Origin of the sequence: Streptomyces sp. NPDC127097 (assembly GCF_042724075.1) — a bacterium.
In the GTDB taxonomy this organism is placed as follows: Bacteria; Actinomycetota; Actinomycetes; order Streptomycetales; family Streptomycetaceae; genus Streptomyces.
Window position 1 is genome coordinate 88634 of the sequence record NZ_JBHXFI010000010.1, and the last position, 19307, is coordinate 107940.

17 protein-coding genes are annotated in these 19307 nt (G+C 71.3%); 6 read left to right on the plus strand and 11 right to left on the minus strand.

The genetic code is table 11. The features are described 5' to 3' along the window. The first annotated feature begins 89 nt into the window (after positions 1-89). From ACFWJW_RS11285 to lnt, 3 genes are all read left to right on the plus strand, one after another. A complete protein-coding gene (locus ACFWJW_RS11285; protein ID WP_387238044.1) occupies positions 90-2036 on the plus strand; it encodes an ABC transporter ATP-binding protein in 1947 nt (648 codons plus the stop codon). A gap of 60 nt (positions 2037-2096) precedes the next feature. Beyond that, complete coding sequence (locus tag ACFWJW_RS11290; protein WP_387238047.1) at positions 2097-2579, plus strand: nuclear transport factor 2 family protein; 483 nt, start codon at positions 2097-2099, stop codon at positions 2577-2579. Between the two features lie 119 nt (positions 2580-2698). Further along, a complete protein-coding gene (gene lnt, locus ACFWJW_RS11295; protein WP_387238050.1) occupies positions 2699-4231 on the plus strand; it encodes an apolipoprotein N-acyltransferase in 1533 nt (510 codons plus the stop codon). On the opposite strand, the gene ACFWJW_RS11300 is transcribed toward lnt, so the two are convergent. Beyond that, positions 4200-5108, minus strand: a complete 909-nt coding sequence (locus ACFWJW_RS11300) for a Gfo/Idh/MocA family protein (protein WP_387238053.1) — start codon at positions 5106-5108, stop codon at positions 4200-4202. The genes lnt and ACFWJW_RS11300 overlap by 32 nt on opposite strands. Then, entirely contained in the window at positions 5105-6349 is a 1245-nt protein-coding gene (locus ACFWJW_RS11305) for an FAD-dependent monooxygenase (RefSeq protein ID WP_387238056.1), read from the minus strand. The genes ACFWJW_RS11300 and ACFWJW_RS11305 overlap by 4 nt, the downstream gene beginning before the upstream one ends. Before the next feature lie 86 nt (positions 6350-6435). Here ACFWJW_RS11305 and ACFWJW_RS11310 point away from each other — a divergent pair, with 86 nt between their 5' ends. Continuing rightward, positions 6436-7083, plus strand: a complete 648-nt coding sequence (locus tag ACFWJW_RS11310; RefSeq protein ID WP_387238059.1) for a TetR/AcrR family transcriptional regulator — start codon at positions 6436-6438, stop codon at positions 7081-7083. A gap of 37 nt (positions 7084-7120) precedes the next feature. Here the strand turns inward: ACFWJW_RS11310 and ACFWJW_RS11315 are convergent, their stop codons facing one another. The 7 genes from ACFWJW_RS11315 to ACFWJW_RS11345 form a co-directional block, all read right to left on the minus strand. Next, positions 7121-7660 carry a hypothetical protein gene (locus ACFWJW_RS11315; RefSeq protein ID WP_387238062.1) on the minus strand — a complete coding sequence of 180 codons (540 nt, stop codon included), beginning with the start codon at positions 7658-7660 and terminating at the stop codon, positions 7121-7123. A 125-nt stretch (positions 7661-7785) separates the two neighbouring features. Next, positions 7786-8454, minus strand: a complete 669-nt coding sequence (locus tag ACFWJW_RS11320) for a uracil-DNA glycosylase (RefSeq protein WP_042153675.1) — start codon at positions 8452-8454, stop codon at positions 7786-7788. A 428-nt stretch (positions 8455-8882) separates the two neighbouring features. Further along, the gene (locus tag ACFWJW_RS11325) at positions 8883-9653 is read right to left on the minus strand and encodes an SDR family oxidoreductase (RefSeq protein WP_387238065.1); all 771 of its coding nucleotides are present in this window, start codon (positions 9651-9653) and stop codon (positions 8883-8885) included. 28 nt (positions 9654-9681) lie between these two features. Continuing rightward, the gene (gene fabG, locus ACFWJW_RS11330; protein ID WP_042152294.1) at positions 9682-10443 is read right to left on the minus strand and encodes a 3-oxoacyl-ACP reductase FabG; all 762 of its coding nucleotides are present in this window, start codon (positions 10441-10443) and stop codon (positions 9682-9684) included. A gap of 245 nt (positions 10444-10688) precedes the next feature. Then, entirely contained in the window at positions 10689-11120 is a 432-nt protein-coding gene (locus ACFWJW_RS11335) for a DUF3037 domain-containing protein (RefSeq protein ID WP_387238068.1), read from the minus strand. Beyond that, positions 11081-11905: a HipA family kinase gene (locus tag ACFWJW_RS11340; protein ID WP_387238071.1), complete on the minus strand. Its 825-nt coding sequence runs from the start codon at positions 11903-11905 to the stop codon at positions 11081-11083. Before ACFWJW_RS11340 ends, ACFWJW_RS11335 begins: the two co-directional genes overlap by 40 nt. Positions 11906-12229: 324 nt before the next feature. Then, positions 12230-13117, minus strand: coding sequence for a SigB/SigF/SigG family RNA polymerase sigma factor (locus ACFWJW_RS11345; RefSeq protein WP_387238074.1), 888 nt, complete (start codon positions 13115-13117; stop codon positions 12230-12232). 193 nt (positions 13118-13310) lie between these two features. Here ACFWJW_RS11345 and ACFWJW_RS11350 point away from each other — a divergent pair, with 193 nt between their 5' ends. Continuing rightward, positions 13311-13481 carry a hydrophobic protein gene (locus ACFWJW_RS11350; RefSeq protein WP_190141448.1) on the plus strand — a complete coding sequence of 57 codons (171 nt, stop codon included), beginning with the start codon at positions 13311-13313 and terminating at the stop codon, positions 13479-13481. Between the two features lie 282 nt (positions 13482-13763). After that, the gene (locus ACFWJW_RS11355; protein ID WP_387238079.1) at positions 13764-13937 is read left to right on the plus strand and encodes a CsbD family protein; all 174 of its coding nucleotides are present in this window, start codon (positions 13764-13766) and stop codon (positions 13935-13937) included. Positions 13938-14089: 152 nt separating this feature from the next. Here ACFWJW_RS11355 and ACFWJW_RS11360 read toward each other — a convergent pair whose 3' ends face one another. Further along, positions 14090-15430 carry a hypothetical protein gene (locus ACFWJW_RS11360; protein WP_387238082.1) on the minus strand — a complete coding sequence of 447 codons (1341 nt, stop codon included), beginning with the start codon at positions 15428-15430 and terminating at the stop codon, positions 14090-14092. Positions 15431-15573: 143 nt separating this feature from the next. After that, positions 15574-19029 (minus strand): PQQ-binding-like beta-propeller repeat protein, encoded by a 3456-nt coding sequence (locus ACFWJW_RS11365; RefSeq protein WP_387238085.1) that lies wholly within the window; start codon positions 19027-19029, stop codon positions 15574-15576. Positions 19030-19307: the final 278 nt, after the last annotated feature.

A 19307-nucleotide genomic window follows, 5' to 3' on the forward strand; every position in this document is an offset into this window, starting at 1 on the left:
CTCAAGATTGGTTGAGGTTCTAGGTTCCTTTATGTCGCCGGTCACTCACGGCGATCCCGTGACGCGACCCCGGCACCCTGGAGGCCACGATGGACATGGAAGTCACCGCCTGGCACGCCCTGCACAGTTCGATGACCGCGCAGCAAGGACGCCGCCGCTTCTCCCGCGGCACCCTGCGCCGCATCACGGCATTCGCCCGCCCGCACCGCCGCCGCCTGGTGTGGTTCCTCGTCCTGAGCACGGTGACCGCGATGCTCGCGGTGGCCACCCCGCTGCTCGCGGGCCGGGTGGTGGACGCCATCGTGGGCGGCGACGCACCCTCCTTTGTCCTCCGCCTGTCCGGGCTGATCGCCGTCATCGCGGTCGCCGAGGCGGGCCTGGGGCTGGTGACCCGCTGGCTGTCGGCGAGCATCGGCGAGGGCCTGATCCTGGATCTGCGCACCGCGGTGTACGACCACGTCCAGCGGATGCCGATCGCCTTCTTCACCCGCACCCGTACCGGAGCGCTGGTCAGCCGGCTCAACAACGATGTGATCGGTGCGCAGCGGGCGTTCAGCGACACCCTGTCCGGAGTCGTCAGCAATATCGTGACGCTGCTGCTCACCCTCGGGGTGATGATCGGGCTGTCCTGGCAGATCACGCTGATCGCGCTGGTGCTGCTGCCGGTGTTCGTACTGCCCGCCCGCCGGGTCGGCCGGCGGCTGGCGGCCCTGCGCCGGGAGGGCGCCGACCACAACGCGGCGATGGGCACCCAGATGACCGAGCGGTTCTCCGCGCCGGGTGCCACCCTCGTCAAGCTGATGGGCCGTCCGGCCCGGGAGTCCGCCGAGTTCGCCACCCGGGCCCGCCGGGTGCGTGACATCGGGGTCCGTTCGGCCATGGTCCAGACGTACTTCGTCACCGCCCTCACCCTGGTCTCCGCCCTGGCGCTGGCCGTCGTCTACGGCCTGGGCGGCTTCCTCGCGCTGCGCGGACAGCTGGAGCCCGGCGCGATCGTCTCGCTCGCCCTGCTGCTCACCCGGCTCTACGCCCCGCTGACCGCGCTGTCCGGTGCCCATATCGAGGTGATGAGCGCGCTGGTCAGCTTCGAGCGGGTCTTCGAGGTGCTCGACCTCAAGCCGCTGATCACCGAGAAGCCGGACGCCCGGGCGGTCCCCGAGGGCCCGGTGTCCGTGGAGTTCGACTCCGTACGCTTCGGTTATCCGTCCGCCGACAAGGTCTCGCTGGCCTCCCTGGAGGAGGTCGCCACCCTCGACACCCGCGGCGGCGAAGAGGTCCTGCACGGCATCTCCTTCCGCGCCGAACCGGGCCAGATGGTCGCCCTGGTCGGCTCGTCGGGCGCCGGGAAGTCGACGGTGGCCCAGCTGCTGCCGCGGCTCTACGACACCGACACGGGGGCGGTCCGGCTCTCCGGAGTGGACGTCCGCGATCTGACCGCCGCCTCACTGCGCGATGTCCTCGGGATGGTCACCCAGGACGGGCACCTCTTCCATGACTCGATCCGCGAGAACCTGCTGCTGGCCAAGCCGGAGGCGACCGAGGCGGAGCTGTGGGACGCGCTGCGCCGGTCCCGTCTGGAGGAGCTGATCTCCGGACTTCCCGACGGGCTGGACACCGTCGTCGGCGAGCGCGGCTACCGCCTGTCGGGCGGCGAGCGCCAGCGGCTGACGATCGCCCGGCTGCTGCTCGCCCACCCCCGGGTGGTGATTCTGGACGAGGCCACCGCCCACCTGGACAACACCTCCGAGGCGGCGGTGCAGGAGGCGCTCACCGAGGCGCTGGAGGGCCGTACCGCACTGGTCATCGCCCACCGGCTGTCGACCGTACGGGCCGCGGATCTGATCCTGGTGGTCGAGGGCGGGCGGATCGTCGAGCGCGGGACCCACGAGACGCTGCTGGCGGCCGACGGACGCTACGCGGAGCTGTACCGGACCCAGTTCGCCGACTCGGAGGAGCGGCAGGCCGCCGCGGCGGGAACCGGGCGCACGGATTCCGGCCCGGAGGATCTCCTGCCGGAGTCGGCGCTGGTGAACTGACGCCGCGCCGGTGGGCCCCCGCCTCTTGGCGGGGGCCTCGGTATGCCGAAAACTGAGGCGATGACGCAGCGCGCGGAACACTCCACGCTCATGGACCGCCTGGCCCTCGACGATCTGATCACCGGGTACGCCATCGCCGTGGACGACGGTGACTGGCCCGGCTATCTGGCCCTGTTCACCCCGGACGGCCGGGCCGACTACCGCTCAGCGGGCGGCATCGAGGGCGGCGCCGAGGAGATGGCGGCCTGGCTCGCCGAGATGCTGCGGCACTTCTCGATACGGCAGCATCTGATCGTCAACCGCCGGGTCACTCTCGCCCGGCGGGACGGCGCCCCCGGCGACACGGCCACCGTCCAGGCCGACTACCTCAATCCGATGCGGCTCGCCGGACCCGCGTCGGATGCCGGGGGCGGGCCGACCGCCCCCAACTACACCTGCGCCGGACGCTATGAATTCGCCGCCCGCCGCACCACCGACGGCTGGCGGCTGACCGGAGTCGTCGTCCACGAGAAGTGGCGGCAGGTGCAGCCGGTGGAGGACTGAGGGCCGCACCGTCCGCCGCGATCCGGTATCGGCCGTTGCGGCGACACCCCTTTCCTTGATCGGCACACCCGCGCACACTGGCCGTCCGACCGGCGAAAACCGGCACCAGGGAGCCCGGCATGGACAGACCGCTCGGCCAGCAGCCGCGGTGGCTGGGCTCCCCCTGGTCACGGGGCGTGGCCGCCGCGCTCGCCGGAGCGGTACCGGCCCTGACCTTTCCCGCCCCGTCCTGGTGGTGGCTGGCGTATGCCGCCCTGGTGCCCTGGCTGCTGCTGGTGCGGACGGCCCCGACGTACGGGCGGGCGGCGCTGGACGGCTGGCTGGGCGGCACCGGCTTCATGCTCGCCGTTCACCAGTGGCTGCTGCCGAGCCTGCATGTCTTCATCCTCGTGCTCGCCCTGCTGCTCGGTGCGCTGTGGGCGCCCTGGGGGCTGCTGGTGCGGGCGCTGCTGGGCGGTGCGCCCGGCGCGGGCCGGTGCGCCGCCGCGCTGGTGCTGGTGCCCTCGGGCTGGCTGATGGTCGAACTCGTCCGTTCCTGGGAGTACTTGGGTGGCCCGTGGGGGCTGCTGGGCGCCAGCCAGTGGCAGCTGCCGCCCGCGCTGCGGCTGGCCTCGGTCGGCGGGGTGTGGCTGGTCAGCCTGCTGATCGTGGCGGTGAACACCGCACTGGCCGAGCTGATCGCCCGCCCGGCGGCCCGGCTGCCCGCCGTCGCCGGTCTGCTGGTGTGCGCGCCGGCGGTCACCGCGGCCTGGCTGTGGGCACCGCTCCCCCGCCCCGCCGGTACGGTACGGATCGCCGTCGTCCAGCCCAACCTGACCGGCACCCCGGCGGAACGGCTGGCCCGGAGCGAGGCACTCACCCGCTCGCTGGCGGGCCGCGGGGTGCGCCTGATCGTCTGGGGCGAGAGCAGCCTCACCCAGGACCCGGCGGACCGCCCGGCGCTCGCCGAACGCCTCGCCGCCCTCTCCCGGCAGACCGGCGCCGAGCTGCTGATCAACGCCGATTCCGCGCACGCCGACCGGCCGGGCATCTCCAAGAGCGCGGTCCTGATCGGGCCGGACGGACCGACCGGGGAGCGCTACGCCAAGATGCGGCTGGTGCCCTTCGGCGAGTACATCCCGTTCCGGTCCGTGCTCGGCTGGGCGACCCGGGTGGGCAAGGCCGCCCCGACCGACCGGCTGCGCGGTACCACCACGGTGGTGATGCCGGTCGCCTCCGCGGGCGGACTGCGCGTCGGACCCCTGGTGTGCTTCGAGAGCGCCTTCCCCGACATGAGCCGCCATCTGGTGCGCGACGGTGCGCAGGTGCTGATCGCCCAGTCCTCGACCTCGACCTTCCAGGAGAGCTGGGCGCCCGCGCAGCACGCCTCGCTGGCCGCGCTGCGCGCCGCGGAGAACGGGCGGCCGATGGTGCACGCCACGCTCACCGGCATCAGTGCCGTCTACGGCCCCCGAGGCGAGCGGATCGGCGAGCGGCTCGGCACCGACCGCAGCGCGGCGGCCGTCTACGACCTGCCGCTGGCCGAGGGCACCACCCCGTACACCCGGTTCGGCGACTGGGCGGTGTACGGGGCGGTCGGCGCGCTGGTGCTCGCCGGCGGGTACACGGGGCTGCGGGCGCTCAGCAGGCGGTCTGCGCGAGCGCCTCGGTGACGACCCGTTCGCACAGTTCGTGGGTGCGCAGCGCGTCCTGGGCGGACGGCTGCCGGCCGGCCCGTACGTCGTCCAGGAACGCCAGCACGATCTGCTCGATACCGCGCTGGCGGGCGACCGGCACCCAGTCGCCGCGGCGCCGGACGCTCGGCTGCCCCTTGTGGTCGATGACCTCGGCGAGGTTGACGACCTGACGCTTGGTGTCCTGCCCGGAGACGTCGAGGATCTCCTCCGTGGAGCCGCTGAGGCGGTTCATGGTGCCGATGGCGGTGAAGCCGTCGCCGGACAGCTGAAGCACCACATGCTGCATCAGCCCCTCGCGGATCCTGGCCCGCACATCGATGTGGTCGACCTCCCCGGGGACGAGGAACCGCAGGGTGTCGACGACATGGATGAAGTCGTCGAGCACCAGGGTGCGTGGGTCCTCGGGCAGGCCGATGCGGTTCTTCTGCATCAGGATCAGATCGCGGGCGTGCTCACGGCACTGGGCGTAGGCGGGCGCGAAGCGGCGGTTGAAGCCGACGGTGAGGCCCACTCCCCGCTCCTCGGCGAGCGTGACGATGCGCTGGGACTCGGCGAGCTCGTAGGCGATCGGCTTGTCGACATAGGTCGGTACGCCGGCCTCGATCAGCCGGGTCACGATCTCGGGGTGGGCGGAGGTGGCGGCGTGCACGAAGGCGGCGTCCAGGCCCGCGGCGAGCAGCGAGTCCAGGTCCGGGTGGAGCTGTGCCGCGGGCAGCCGGTGGGTGGCGCCGACGCGTTGCAGGGTGGCCGGGGTGCGGGTGTGCAGATGCAGTTCGAGCCCCGGTTGTGTGCCCAGGACGGGGAGGTACGCCTTCTGGGCGATGTCGCCGAGTCCGATGCAGCCGACCTTCACTCATGCTCCTTGGGTTGTGCCGCGCTGGTGGTGCCCCGCGTGCCGGAAGCATACGTGCCGGTCGGCGGCCGCCAGTCGGCGATCCCGTCCATGGCCCGCAGCGCCAGTTCCGGTGCGAGGCGGGCGGTGGCGGCCATCAGGGCGGCGCGCAGCGCGCCGGCCGGCCGGGAGCGCCAGGTGGTCAGCCGGCCGATCCGCTCGGCCCGGCGGACCACGTCCATGGTGCGCGGCAGCCGCTGCCGGGTGTACGCGGCGAGGGCGCCGGCGAGCTCGGCATCCGGTGCGGCCAGGTGGGCCAGCACGACGGCGTCCTCGATGGCCTGGCAGCCGCCCTGGCCGAGGTTCGGGGTCATCGGATGGACGGCGTCGCCGAGCAGGGCGACCCGGCCCCGGTGGAAGGCGGGCGGCGCGGCGGCCGCGGTGTACACGTCATTGCGGAGCACCACGGCGGGGTCGACGGCGTCGAGGAGGTCCGGGATGGGGTGGTGCCAGGGGCCGAAGCGGCGCAGGAGTTCGGCCCGTTCGCCGTCCGGGGCCCGGCCGCCGGGCGGGACGGCCGCGGTGGCGTAGGCGTAGACCCGTCCGTCGTGCAGTGGCTGGGTGCCCCATATGCCGCCGGGGCCCCAGGTCTCGTGTGCGGCGAAGGGGCGGTCGGGCGCGGGGGCGACGAGGCGCCAGGCGGTGAAGCCGGCGTAGCGGGGTTCGGGGTGGTGGGGGAAGAGGGTGCGGCGGACGGCGGAGTGGATGCCGTCGGCGGCGACGACCAGGTCCGCGGTGAGCTCCTCGTCACCGGCCGCCCCTTGGATCCGCACCCGCGCCGGACGGCCGTCCGGCCCGGCGTCCCCCGGGTCGGCGAGGGTGGCCGCGGCGGCGGTGCGTACCGCGCCCTCGGGCAGCCGGCCGGCGAGCAGTGCGACCACCTCGGCGCGGTGGGCGACCACGACCGGGCCGCCGTACCGCCGGACGGCCGCGGCCTGGTCCATACGGGCCAGCCGGCGGCCGCCGGGCAGCCGGAGCTCCGCCGCGGTCTGCGCGGGGGCCAGGGCGCGGATGCCGTCGCCCGCGCCCAGGGTGTCCAGGGCGCGCTGCGCGTTGGGGGCGAGCCCGATACCCGCGCCTACGGGTTCCAGGGCGGCGGCCCGCTCCAGGACGGTGACCGACCAGCCGCGGCGGTCCAGTGCCAGTGCGGCGGTGAGCCCGCCGATTCCGCCGCCGATGACGAGCGCGGTGCGCTGCCGCATGCTGCCTCCCGAATCCCGGTTCCACTACAGGTGTAGTCGCCCTTGCCATGGAGACTACACCTGTAGTCGGCGGCTAGGCTCCCGGTATGAACGCCCGCAGCGACCGCACTCCGGCGCCCGCCGCCGTCCCCCGCCATGAGCTGATCGCCGACGCGGCGCTGACGCTGCTCGCCGAGCGCGGGATGCGCGGGCTGACCCACCGGGCCGTGGACGAGGCGGCCGGGCTGCCGCAGGGCTCCACCTCGAATGTCGCGCGCACCCGGGCGGCGCTGCTGGAGGCCGCGGTGCGGCGGCTGGCGGAGCGGGAGGCGGCGGTGCTGACCGCACGGGAGCGGCCCGGGGCGGGGGCCGGGGCCACGGATGCCGGGGTGGCGGGCGCCGGGGCGGGCTCCGGGGCGGCGGTCGCCGAGGTGCTCTCGCTGGCGCTGCACCGCTATCTCTCCCGGCACCGGGAGCTGCTCGTCGCCCGGTACGAACTGGCCCTGGAGGCCACCCGCCGGCCCGAACTGCGGGCGGTCTACGACCGGGCCGGCCGGGCCTTCGGGGAGCCGATGGCGGCGATGCTGGCGGCGGCGGGTTCCGCCGACCCCGAGCGGCATGCGATGAACATGGTGGCCTGGTGCGACGGGATCCTGTTCTCCTGCACCGCGGGGCAGTTCCACGCGGCCGCCCCCACCCGCGCCGCCCTGCGCACCTCCTGCGCGGAGCTGCTCGACGGGATGCTGCGTGGGTGACGCGCCTCCGAGGTGGCCGACCCCTCGGCGCCGCCCTCTACGGCGTGTGCCCCGCCGCCCGGTCGATCCGCAGCTGGAGCCGTTCGATCGCGTCCCGGAGGCCCTGGCGGTATTCGCCGTCGGCGAGGGCGTTGACCGAGGCCCGCGCGCGCCGCAGCTGGGCGCGGGCGTCGGCCGGCCGGTCGAGCGCGGCGTAGTCGGCCGCGATATTGAGATGCAGAGAGGGGAAGAACGCGCGGAGTGCGACGAGGGGGTGGCGGGGGCCGGGGCCGTCGGCGACCCGGGGCTCCCCCGGTGTGGTGGCGGAGCCCGCGGGCCGCTCGGTGACGAAGCCCTCGGCCGCCTCCAGGGCCCGGAGATCCCAGTCGAGTTCGTCCCGGGGGTCGTCCTGGGTGTCGGCCATGTAGTGGGCGAGGGTGCAGCGGTGGAAGGCGTCTCCGTGCGGCCCGATCTCGTGCCACAGCGCCGAGAGACGGTTACGCGCCTCTTCCCGGTCGCCGCCGCGATGCAGCATGATCGCCTGGCCGATCCGGGTCAGCACACCGTCCTCGGGCGCCGCCTCCCGCCGCGTTTCCACCACTGCACTCCCGTATCCGCTCACACCATCGGTGGCCGTTCCCTTGACGCTAACCGCCGGACGGGAGCTGCGCGCGGTGTGTGCGACGCACCGGGTGGTCCGGCCCGCCACCCGGGCCCGCGGGCTCAGCCCAGGTCAGGGATGCGCCAGTCGATCGGGGCATGGCCCTGCGCGGCGACCGCCGCGTTGATCTGGGTGAAGGGGCGGGAGCCGAAGAACTTCTTCGCCGACAGCGGGGAGGGGTGCGCACCCTGCACCACGGCATGCCGCTCCTCATCGATCAGCGGCAGCTTCTTCTTGGCGTAATTCCCCCACAGCACGAAGACCGCCGGGTCGGGCCGCGAGGCCACCGCGCGGATCACCGCGTCGGTGACCTTCTCCCACCCCTTGCCCTTGTGGGAATTGGCCTCGGCCTCGCGGACCGTCAGGACGGCGTTCAGCAACAGCACACCCTGCTGGGCCCACGGCATCAGATAGCCGTTGTCCGGGACCGGGTGGCCCAGCTCCTCCTTCATCTCCTTGTAGATGTTCCGCAGCGACGGCGGCGTCTTCACACCGGGCTGCACGGAGAAGCACAGGCCATGGCCCTGCCCCGCACCGTGGTACGGGTCCTGGCCCAGGATGAGCACCTTCACCTGGTCGTACGGCGTCGCCTCCAGCGCCGCGAAGACCTGCTCGCGGGGCGGATAGACCGGGCCATTGGCCCGCTCCTGCTCGACGAAGTCGGTCAGCTCCTTGAAATAGGGCTTCTCCAACTCCTCGCCGAGGACCCCGCGCCAGGACTCGGGCAGCATGTCGGTCACCACGTCAACAACCTCCGGTGTGCGTTGCGTTCTCAGTCCCCGAACCTACCGGCGACCACTGACAACGCCGTCCGCGGGCCGCCCTGACCGGCCCGGACCGGCGGTCTGCCCCGGGACCGGCGGTCTGCCCCCGGGCGGGCGCCAGCGGGGCGTGCCGGACGGGGCGAAGGCCGGGAAGCCCGGCGTGGCGGCCACCGGCTCCGGGCCTCGGCGGGCCGACGGGTCCGGTGACGGCACCGGCCCCCGAGGGTACCCGCGGTGCCGGGAGAGCCTCCCTGACCGGCCCCGGACGCGCGTGGTGCCGGTCCCCTGACAGGACCGGCACCACGGACTCGGCTCTCGGAACGCGCACCAAAGCGAGACACCCCGGGCCCAGGGAGATCGGAAAGACACCCCCAGGGCCCCGGCCGGCGCCGCCGTCAGACCCCGGCGTTGAGGAACAGACCGCCGTCGACGACCAGCGTCTGGCCGGTGATCCAGCCCGAGGCGTCGGACAGCAGGAAGGCCGCCGCCCCGCCGATGTCCTCCGGGACGCCGAGCCGCGCCATGGGGTAGCCGGCCGCCGCCTCCTCCTCGCGGTTCTCGTAGAGCGCGGCCGCGAACTTGGTCTTGACCACGGCGGGCGCGATGGAGTTGACCCGCACGCCGGGCGCGAACTCGTGGGCGAGCTGAAGCGTCAGATTCACCATCGCGGCCTTGCTCATGCCGTAGGCACCGATGAACGGTGAGGGCGCGAGGCCGGCGATCGAGGCGATGTTGACGATGGCGCCGCCGTTGTCCTTCTGCCAGGCGTGCCAGGTGCGCTGCGCGAAGCCGAGCGCCGAGACGACATTGGTCTCGAACACCTTGCGCGCCACGCCCAGGTCGAGGTCCGCGATGGGGCCGAACACCGGGTTCGTTCCGGCGTTGTTGACGAGGTAGTCGACGCGGCCGAAGGTCTCCATCGCGCGCTCGACGGCACTGGCCTGGTGGGCCTCGTCATGCGCCTTGCCGGCGACGCCGAGCACCCGGTCGGCGCCCAGCTTCTCGGCGGCCTCCTTGAGCGCGTCCTCGTTGCGGCCGGTGATGACGACCCGGTCGCCGCGGGCCACCAGGGCCTCGGCGATGCCGTAGCCGATACCGCGGCTGGCGCCGGTGACCAGCGCCACCTTGCCGGTGGGCTCGGGGAGCCCGCTGTCCTGCTCGGTCATGTCCAGAACTCCTGAGGTCGTGGGGCGGTCAGTTGAGCGGGCCGCCGGCGACGTACATGACCTGGCCGGAGACAAAGCCGGCCGCGTCGCCGGTGAAGAAGGCGATCGCGTTGGCGATGTCGTCCGGCCGGCCCACGCGCTGCACCGGGATCTGGGTGGCTGCCGCGGCCTGGAACTCCTCGAAGCCCATACCGACGCGCTCGGCGGTGGCCGCCGTCATGTCGGTGACGATGAAGCCGGGGGCGACGGCGTTGGCGGTCACGCCGAACTTGCCGAGTTCGAAGGCGAGGGTCTTGGTGAAGCCCTGGAGACCGGCCTTGGCCGCCGAGTAGTTGACCTGTCCGCGGTTGCCGAGCGCCGAACTGGAGGAGAGGTTGACGATCCGCCCGAACTTGGCGTCCACCATGTGCTTCTGGCAGGCGCGGGACATCAGGAACGCGCCGCGCAGATGCACGTTCATGACCGTGTCCCAGTCGCTCTCGCTCATCTTGAACAGCAGGTTGTCGCGGAGCACACCGGCGTTGTTGACGAGGACGGTCGGCGCACCGAGCTCGGAGACGACCCGGGCGACCGCCGTCTCGACCTGCTCCGCGTCCGAGACATCACAGCCGACCGCGATGGCCTTGCCACCAGCCGCGGTGATCTTCTCGACGGTGTCCTTGCAGGCCGCCTCGTCGAGGTCGAGTACGGCGACGGCACGGCCCTCGGCGGCCAGGCGTACGGCGGTGGCCGCGCCGATACCGCGGGCCGCGCCCGTGACGATGGCGACGCGCTGCTCGGTGGTGGACATGCGGGTTCTCCTCACCCTCGAAACCTCGACAAGCGGTCCGCCGCACCGATCCCGTGGGTGAGCAACCGCTTAGTAGCCTGAGCAGGGCTGACGCTAGAAGCCCGGCCACCCGCTGTCAACGCCCCACCACCGCGCCGTTGCCCACCTCACCTGTGAGACCGGCCGGGGCCCGGGGCGCTCCATGACGAAGCGCCCGGCCCGCCCGCAGGCGGCGCCGGGCGCCCGAACGACGGCCCCGGTGATCCTCAGCGCACCAGCAGCTCCACCAACCGCTCGGCCTCGGCGGCGGGATCGGCGGTCAGTCCGGTGTGCACCGGGCCCGGCTGCACGATGGTGCTGCGCGGTGCGATCAGCCAGCGGAAGCGGCGTCCCGCGTCATCCCCCGCCGCCTGTCCGGCCCGCTCGCCGCCCTCGCAGATCCCCTCGACGGCGCCGAGCGCGGCCCGTACTCCGGCCACATCGACCGTGGGGTCGAGGGCCAGCAGCCGGGCCTCGTCCAGATAGGTCCGGGCCTCGACGAAGCGCCGGGCGCGGCAGTAGACGACCACCCCGGCATTGATCATCTCGCCGCGCTCCACCCGGGGCACGACCTTCAGCAGGGCGTACTCGAAAACATCGCGGCCGTTGTGCGGTCCGGTCACTTCACTGCCCTCCGCGGCAGCTTCGCCGCCAGCCATTCCGGTGCCTGCGAGGGCTTGCCCCCGGAGGGCTCCCCCAGCGTGATGTGCTCGCTCACCGTCCGGGAGCGGGCCAGCAGGGTACGCACATACGCCTGGCGCAGCACGTCCGGGGAGTCGAAGCCCGGCTCGTCGGCCAGCCATTCGTCCGGGACGTCCGCCGCGATCTCGGTCAGCAGCTCTTCGGTGATCTGCGGCGCGAACTCCTCGGCCGCCGCGGCGACATCCGGCCCGAAGGTGGCGAGCACATGGTCGGAGGCGTTGTACGGGCGGACCGAAGCCTTCTCCGCAGTGGGCCAGTTGTGGTGCCAGATCATCGCCGCACCATGGTCGATCAGCCACAATTCGCCGTGCCACACCAGCAGATTGGGATTGCGCCAGGACCGGTCGACGTTGTTGATCAGCGCGTCGAACCACACCACACGCCCCGCCTCGCGGGCACTCACCTCGAAGGCCAGCGGGTCGAAGCCCAGCGATCCGGGAAGGTAATCCATGCCCAGGTTGAGCCCGCCACTGCTCTTCAGCAGATCCTGAACCTCCTCGTCGGGCTCGCTCAGCCCGATGACGGGGTCGAGCTGCATCTGCACCAGCTCCGGCACCCGCAGCCCGAGCCGGCGCCCGAGCTGGCCACAAATGATCTCGGCCACGAGCGTCTTGCGCCCCTGCCCGGCACCGGTGAATTTCATGATGTAGGTACCGAGGTCGTCCCCCTCGACGATCCCCGGCAGCGACCCGCCCTCACGCAACGGCGTGACATAACGAGTCGCGATGACTTCTGTCAGCATTTTTCAAGGCTCCACGGTTATTCTGCCTTGCAACCAATGGTCAACCCGCGCAGATGCAACCCAAGGGACAGTCGCGATCAGCCCTGGGAAGCATTTGGGGAGTCTCGACGGGCATGCTGCTCCCCCTCCATTCCCAGCATCCCGTCGCCGGCCGTGCGCCCTTACTTCCGGCTCCGGCCTACGGCATAAAGTGGGCATAATATCCGGTGGAGCCGCGCGCCGGGTTCGGGGCGGGGGTACCGATGCCCCCGATGAGGAACGTGAACTCGACGCCGCCGTTGGTGTGGGTGGTCTTGGAGTGAATCCCGGCGTACGCGGTCGTGGCTACTCCTCGTTGAGCATTCCGGCGCGTAGCCGAGCAAGGGCGCGGGTCAGAAGGCGGGAGACGTGCATCTGTGAGACGCCCAGTTCCTTGCCGATCTGCGCCTGGGTCATCTCCTGGCCGAAGCGCATTTCGAGGATGTGCCTGTCACGCTCTTCGAGCTGATGCAGGAGGGGCGCGAGGGCGTGCAAATCCTCGATGAGGTCCATCTCGGCGTCGCGTTCGCCGATCAGGTCGGCGAGCGGGGTGTCATTGCCGTCATCGTTGAAGGTGGCATCGATGGAGGAAGCGTTGTAGCCGTTGGCGGCCACCTGTCCTTCGACGACCTCGTCCTCGCTGATGCCCAATTCGGCCGCGAGTTCACTGATCTTCGGGTCCCGCCCGAGCCGGCCGGAGAGCTTCTCATGGGCCCGGGCGAGGTCGACGCGTAGTTCCTGGAGACGGCGCGGCACCCGCACGTCCCAGGTGGTGTCGCGGAAGAACCGCCTCATTTCCCCGGTGATGTAGGGGATGGCGAGGGTGGTGAACTCGACGTCACGGGAGATGTCGTAGCGGTCGATGGCCTTGATCAGACCGATCGTGCCGACCTGGAGGATGTCATCCATCTCGTCGCCTCGATTGCGGAAGCGCCGGGCCGCGTAGCGGACCAGGGAGAGGTTCATCTCGATGAGGGTGTTGCGCGCGTACTGGTAGGCGTGGGTGCCCTCTTCGAGCGTCTCCAGTCGCCGGAAGAACAGCTGCGTCAGCTCCCGGGCGTCCCGGGGTGCGATGCTCTGCGGGTCTTCGATGTGCGGCAGGTCCTCCGGCGACGAAGCCGGAGCCTGAGCCGTGCGAGCGTCAGCAGCGGAATCCTGAGCGTGGACTGCGGATGTCGCAAGGCCGGCACGCATAGTTGTGCTCCCTCCTGTGTCTTCCCCGGTCGCGAGGTCCGGTACCCGCACCCCAGTGAGGTATGCACGCCGATTGAAGCCTGGCCCCGCCCCTTCGGGAATCGACGCGCTCCGCCCGCCGCGGCAGAATCACAGAAAAGCGGGGGTGTGCCGGAAGGGCGTGCGGGCACACGGTGGTCGGAGGTTGATAACTATGGTTCCCCTGCTTCTCGTTCTTCTTCTCGCCCTGATTCTTTTCGGTGCCGGATTCGCACTCAAGGCACTGTGGGTCGTAGCGGTGATCGTACTCGCCGCATGGCTGCTGGGTTTTGTACTGCGTTCGGCAGGCCCCAGCGGCAAGCGAGGCCGCTGGTACCGCTGGTGACCGCAGAAACCACCGGCCGGAAAGGATGGATGAGACGTGGCGTTGCATCAATCATCGGCGGTAAGCGGCACCTCCGTGCCGAGCTCCCCGAGAGAGGACGTACCGTGCGCGGCCCACGGTCGGCCCCTCCCGGCGTCCCTCCGGCTCGCGAGCTGAAGGACCACGGAAGGCAGCACACGGGCGGGTTCCCTCCCCATACGGATGGATTCCCTCCCCGCCTCCTGCATGAATCAGCCCTTCTTCATGAATCAACCCTTCATGAAGCGACGAAAGGATTTCACCATGAGTGCCAACGAAAAGGCGAAGGCCAAGACCGAGCAGATCACCGGTAAGGCGGAGAAGTCGGTGGGCCGCGCCGTGGGCAATGAACGTATGGAAGCAGAAGGGTCGTCCAAGGAGGCCAAGGGCGATCTGCGCGACGCCAAGGAAAAGGCCAAGGACGCCTTCAAGGAATGACGGCGTGGCCCTTGGGCAGTGCGCCGCACATCTGCCGGCGCCGGTGGGCGGCGAGGCCGTCCGCCGGCGCCACTTCGAGGGCCCCGACGACACCGCGGCCGCGGCTGTCCCTCAGCCCCGCCGGGCCGGAAGAGACGAAGGCGATACGCCCCCTACGGAGCCAGGACGCGGGTGAGGGCGAATGCCGAGGCCAGTCCGCCGCCGAGCACAACGGCCGAGGCGCCGATGACGGGGGCTCGCAGGGTCCATGCGCGCAGTTTCGGGGAGTTGGTGGCGCGGGTCAGCAGCGCGTCACGTCCCCGGAGCACGACGAGGCCGACGCCGGTCAGGGTCACGGCCATTCCGAGTCCGAACGCCGCCACCATCAGCACCGCGGCGCCCACCCGGCCCGTGAGCAGTCCGCTGAGGAGGACGAGGAACGCTGAGGGGGACGGGAGCAGTCCGCCGGACGTGCCGAGGAGGGCGATGCCGCGCCAGGTGAGCAGGGAGGTGCCGGGGAGGGGGTGGGAGTGGGAGTGGCCGCGCCCATGGTGATGCCCGTGCCCGTGCCCGTGACTGTCGTGGCCGGGATCGTGCTCATGACCGTGGCCGTGCGTATGACCTCGGTGGGTCAGATGCCGTCGTAGCAGCCCGAGACCGACCGCGACCACGACCAGGGCGGCGACCAGTTGTAGCCAGCCGGTCAGTTCCGCGATGTCCGGGGCGTTGTCCGCGGCGAGCCACCATGCGACGGCGAGTGCGGCGACGGATGCGGTGTGCATCACGGCGACAATGACGCCCAGCCATACGGCGTCCCGTGCCCTCCCCCGGCCGCCTACGAGGAAGCCGGCGGCGAGGGTTTTCCCGTGTCCGGGGGCGCAGGCGTGGAAGGCTCCCACGGCCGCCGCGACGAGGAGCGCCAGGGGCAGTACGACGCGGTGTGCGAGCAGTCCGGACAGGTCCGTCGTCCAGACGCTGAAAGGCCCCCGCGGCCCGGCCGCCGCACCCGAGGCGCCACTGCCGGACGGGGCGAGCGTAAGCGTCTGCGTCGGCTCTTCGGCCGTGTGCAGACCGCCGCTGCCCGACTGTGAGACGGAGACGGTGCGGTATTTCGGGTCGATGTCGTTGAGCGCGGTGATGGTGACGGCGAGCGCGGTCACCTGTCGGGGGCAGAGGTAGCGGAGGCGGGCGCCGTCTTGGACGAGGCGCCCGGTGTCCGTGTGGCGCAGCCGACAGGGGCGGCCGTCCTGGCTCAGCCGGATGTGCGAGCCGAGGTATCGCGCTTCGGACGCGTCGGCAGCGTGGGCTTCCTTGCGGAGTACGGCCAGATCGTCCTTCGCGGCCGACCAGATGACCTCGGCGGTCTTGCCATGGGCCGTGACCCGGGCAGCGGGAGGCGCTCCAAAGGGGTGGGCGTCCGCCGTGCCCGCGAGTCCGAGCAGCGCCAGCGTCGTCAGGACGCCGATGAGGAGCAGGCGGGCCGCCTTGGCGCAGGCGTGACTGAGGGTGTGCACAGTGGTGTTCCGATCACGAGTGCCCTGCGGGTGCCTCCCTTGTCCGGGGAAGCACCCGCAGGGCGGGAGAGAGGTACCGGCCGGCCGCCGGCTGCGGCGACCGTTGCCGGTCAGGCGCCGGCCGGGCGCCGGTCACACCCCGGTCAGCGCCTGGCCGCCAGTGCGTGGACCGTCCCGTCGTCGGTGAGGGCGATGACCCAGTCGCCGCTGATGGACAGTGCCGAGGCCACTCCGCCGCCGAGGTCGTACTCGGTCAGCCGCTTGCCGGTGGCGCGGTCCAGGACGAGCAGGCGCCCGTCCCATGTGCCCGCGTACACACGGTCCTTGGTCACCACGGCGTGCATCGTGGGCGAGCCCTTCCCCGCGCTGGTGCACCCCATGGCCACCCGCCATTTGTCGTCCAGGGGGCTCTCCCCGGGCAGATGTCCGGCGGGGGTCTCCCACAGCGGCTTGCCCGGCTCGGCCGCGCGGGTGTCGTAGGCGCGGATGACACCGTCACGGCCGGCGATATACGCGATGTCGCCCCAGACGGCGGGACTGGTCAGCGGAGCCTGCCCGGGTTCGCAGGTGCTGCTGCCGCCCACCGGGGACTGCCACTTGACCGCACCGGTCTTGAGGTCATGACCGCGGGCGCCGCTCTGGGTCATGGTGATCAGCTTCGGGTCCCCCTGGGCCGGATCGGTGAGCGCGGGCGAGGAGTGGCTGTCGATGCCGCCCTGGGTGTCCTGGACCCATAGTTGGCCGCAGCTTGCCAGGTCCATGGCGACGAGCGTGTTGCTGGAGTCCGTGTGCAGGTAAGCGGTGTTGGAGCCGGGCTGACGCACGGCCGTGCTGTGGAACTGGCCCCAGTTGGTCGCCGCGTTGAAGCCGCCCAGCAGGTCACCGCTCTTGGCATCGCGGCACTGGATCTTGTTCCAGTCCTGGTAGACGGCGACGGTACGGTCCACGCCCTTGATGTCGAAGACGCTGACCGGACCGCCGGCCCGGCCGTAGCGGCGCACGGTGTTGCCGTGCCGCTCCTCGTTCTCGATCGTCTGCCAGACGACATGGCCGTCCCTGGCGTCGAGAGCGTAGATCCGGCCGACGGCGGTGGTCAGATAGACCTTGCCGTTGTGGAGGGTGGGTGCCGATTCGGCGTCGCCGTCCAGGTAGGTGCGCCAGATCTCGCGGCCGGAGGCGAGGTCGTAGGCGAGCATCATGCTGTACGGGGAGTCGAACGCCCGGGAGGAGACGATGACCCGGCCGTCGGCGATCACGGAGCCATTGAGATTGAACTGCTCACCGGTGCTCGCGGCCCAGCGCAGGTCCAGAGCGGTGCCCGGGTTGTCCGCACTCGCGCCGCGCCCCGCTTCGTCGCGGCCCTGACGGGTCCAGTCCTGACCGCTCTTCGGCTTCGCCGCCTCCTTGTCGGGCACGACCTTGAAGGGGTTCTTGAGAGTGGGCCATGCCTTGCCCTGGGTGTCGACGGCGGTCATCTGCGCCGTGTACGTTCCCGGCCGCAGCCCGTCGATCCGGTCGCTGACCCGGGTCCAGGAGATCCGGGCGTCAGGACAGGGCTCCGGTGTGCCGCCGGGCGGCGTGTAGCAGTTCTCCTTGCCCGTCCGGTCGTTGCCGGCGCCGAACTTCAGACCGCTCTCGCGCCGTACCGTACGGCCCTGACCGTCGCGGATGGTGAGGGTTGCGGTGGCCGGTGTGCGGCCGTCGTCCTCGGCGTACAGCTCGACGGGGAGGGCGGCGCCGGTTCTGTGGACACTGCCTGGCGCGGGGCTGACCAGTGCCGCGTCGTCATCGATATCGAACTGCCGGTGCGTACCTCTCACATAGCCGGTGTCTTCATTGCGGCGGGTGCGCGGGTTGTCGGTGATGTCCTTGAAGCTCAGGATCTTGTAGTCCGGGTGGGAGCCGTCGATGCCGTATGTGCCCTGGTTGTTGATCTCGACCGAGCGGTCGAAGGCGCCACGGCGGTACTCGGCCTGCTGGTTGTGGCCGGCGGCGAACATCCGCACGTCGTACTTCGCGAGTTCGTCGATGGTCGGCTGCATACCGGCGCCCGGTCCCCACTGCGTGAACAGTGACCGGTGCGCGAAGAGGAGCACCTGCTTGCCGGCCGCGTGGCGCCGCAGGTCCTCCCGGAGCCACTCCAGCTGCGGCTTGAGGCCACTCGCGTCGTAGTTGTCCTCAAGGACGACGATGTGCCGGCCGTTGCGGTCGAAGCTGTACCACTCGGGACCCAGATTCCGGCGGTAGTACTCCATGCTGCCGCCGTATCCCTGGGAAGTGGCGGTGCCGCCGACGTCATGGTTGCCGACCGTCGGGTAGAAGGGCATCCCGAGTTTTCCGTCGGTCAAGCCCTTGCGCAGGATGTCGTAGCCGGCCTGACGGCGCGGCTCCTGGGCGTAGTCGGTGACGGTCAGATCGCCGGTCGCGATGGCCATCGTCGCGCCGTCGACCTCGGACATCGCCTCAACCTGGCCGGTCCACTGCGGCAGCGTTCTGCGCGCCGCCTCGTCCGAGGTGTTGGACACCTCGACGTCGGAGTTCATCACCCACTTCTCGGTGGGGTTGGCGGCGTTCTCGTCCGGCACCAGGGCGAAGTCGATGCCGTTGTGCGGACCTTCGCCGTTGGGCACCTTGTGGAAGAACTGCGGGATGAAGTCCTTGCGCAAGGCGGGGGTGTAGCCGTTGGGGGAGACCACGCTGACGAGATCGGTCTCCCGGCGACTCGGATCCATCCGCAGGGTGTACGACCCGTCGGCGCCGGTCGTCGTCCAGACGGCACCGTCGGTGACATCGACGCCGGGCATCGGCGCCTCGCCCCCGTCCCGTACGCCATTGCGGTTGACGTCCTTGAAGACCGTGCCCTGGACCGACACCGGGTCGCCGTCCGTCGCCGCCGCGACCGTCTCGTCCGCGGCGAACGACGTACCGGCGGTGACGGACGGCACCAGACCCGCCACCACAGCGGCACCGGCCGCGATCAGCTGCTTACGGCGCCGAGGGGCGCGGCGCAGCGACTGCCACGGGTGCGGGTGTGCGGGCTGGTGCAGCCCGTGCTGCCCGTGCTGTGAACGGCGCCGGAGCGCCCAGCGGATGGCTTGGAGCGCCACGACGGCAAGGGCTGCGCCGAGCAGCACGGTGCGCCACGGGAAGGCACTGTGCGCGGGGCCCTCATGGGCACCCCGGGCATCGACGACCGGGGCCGCCGCGGTCGCATTGACCGTAGTGCCGTCGAACTCGACGACGGCCTGGGTCAGTCCGCCCTCCTTCAGCATCCCGGTCAGGTCGAGTTCGCCGACCTGACAGCTCCACGCCAGCTCGACCACCACTCCCCCGGGCACTCCGCCGCTGTCGCCGGCGACACCGGAGCCGCCGGCCGGACAGGAGGCGGCCAGAAGACGCGACGCCCAAGCGCCCGCCTTGTCGGGCGAGACCACGTCACGGTGGACGATCAGCCTGCCGCTGGTGACGTTCTTCTTGGTGGAGACGACGAGTTCGGCGTGGTGCGGCGACACATGCGCCGACGCGGACTGCGCGCCAAATCCCAGGACGAAGAACAGCAGCACCAGAGTGGCTCTGGCTGCTGCGCGAATTGGTTTCATGCGCTGGAACGCTGTCGGCGTCACAAGGCCGACAGTGAAACGATCCGTGAAAGTTCCGCCTCACTACACCTAACAGGTTCGTCACCGGCAGACACGGGGCAGGCGGCGCAAATGGTTACGATGTGGAGTATTGTCGGCGGATGCTTCACCTCCGTGGGGGCCGGAGCACGCTAGTCGGCCCCCAGAGGCGCCCCCCCCCGGCGCGCAGCTGCTGGACACGCTCGGCGACATCGCGGGCGACGCCGAACCGGCCCTGTTCGTCGAGTCTTCTGGTCGGC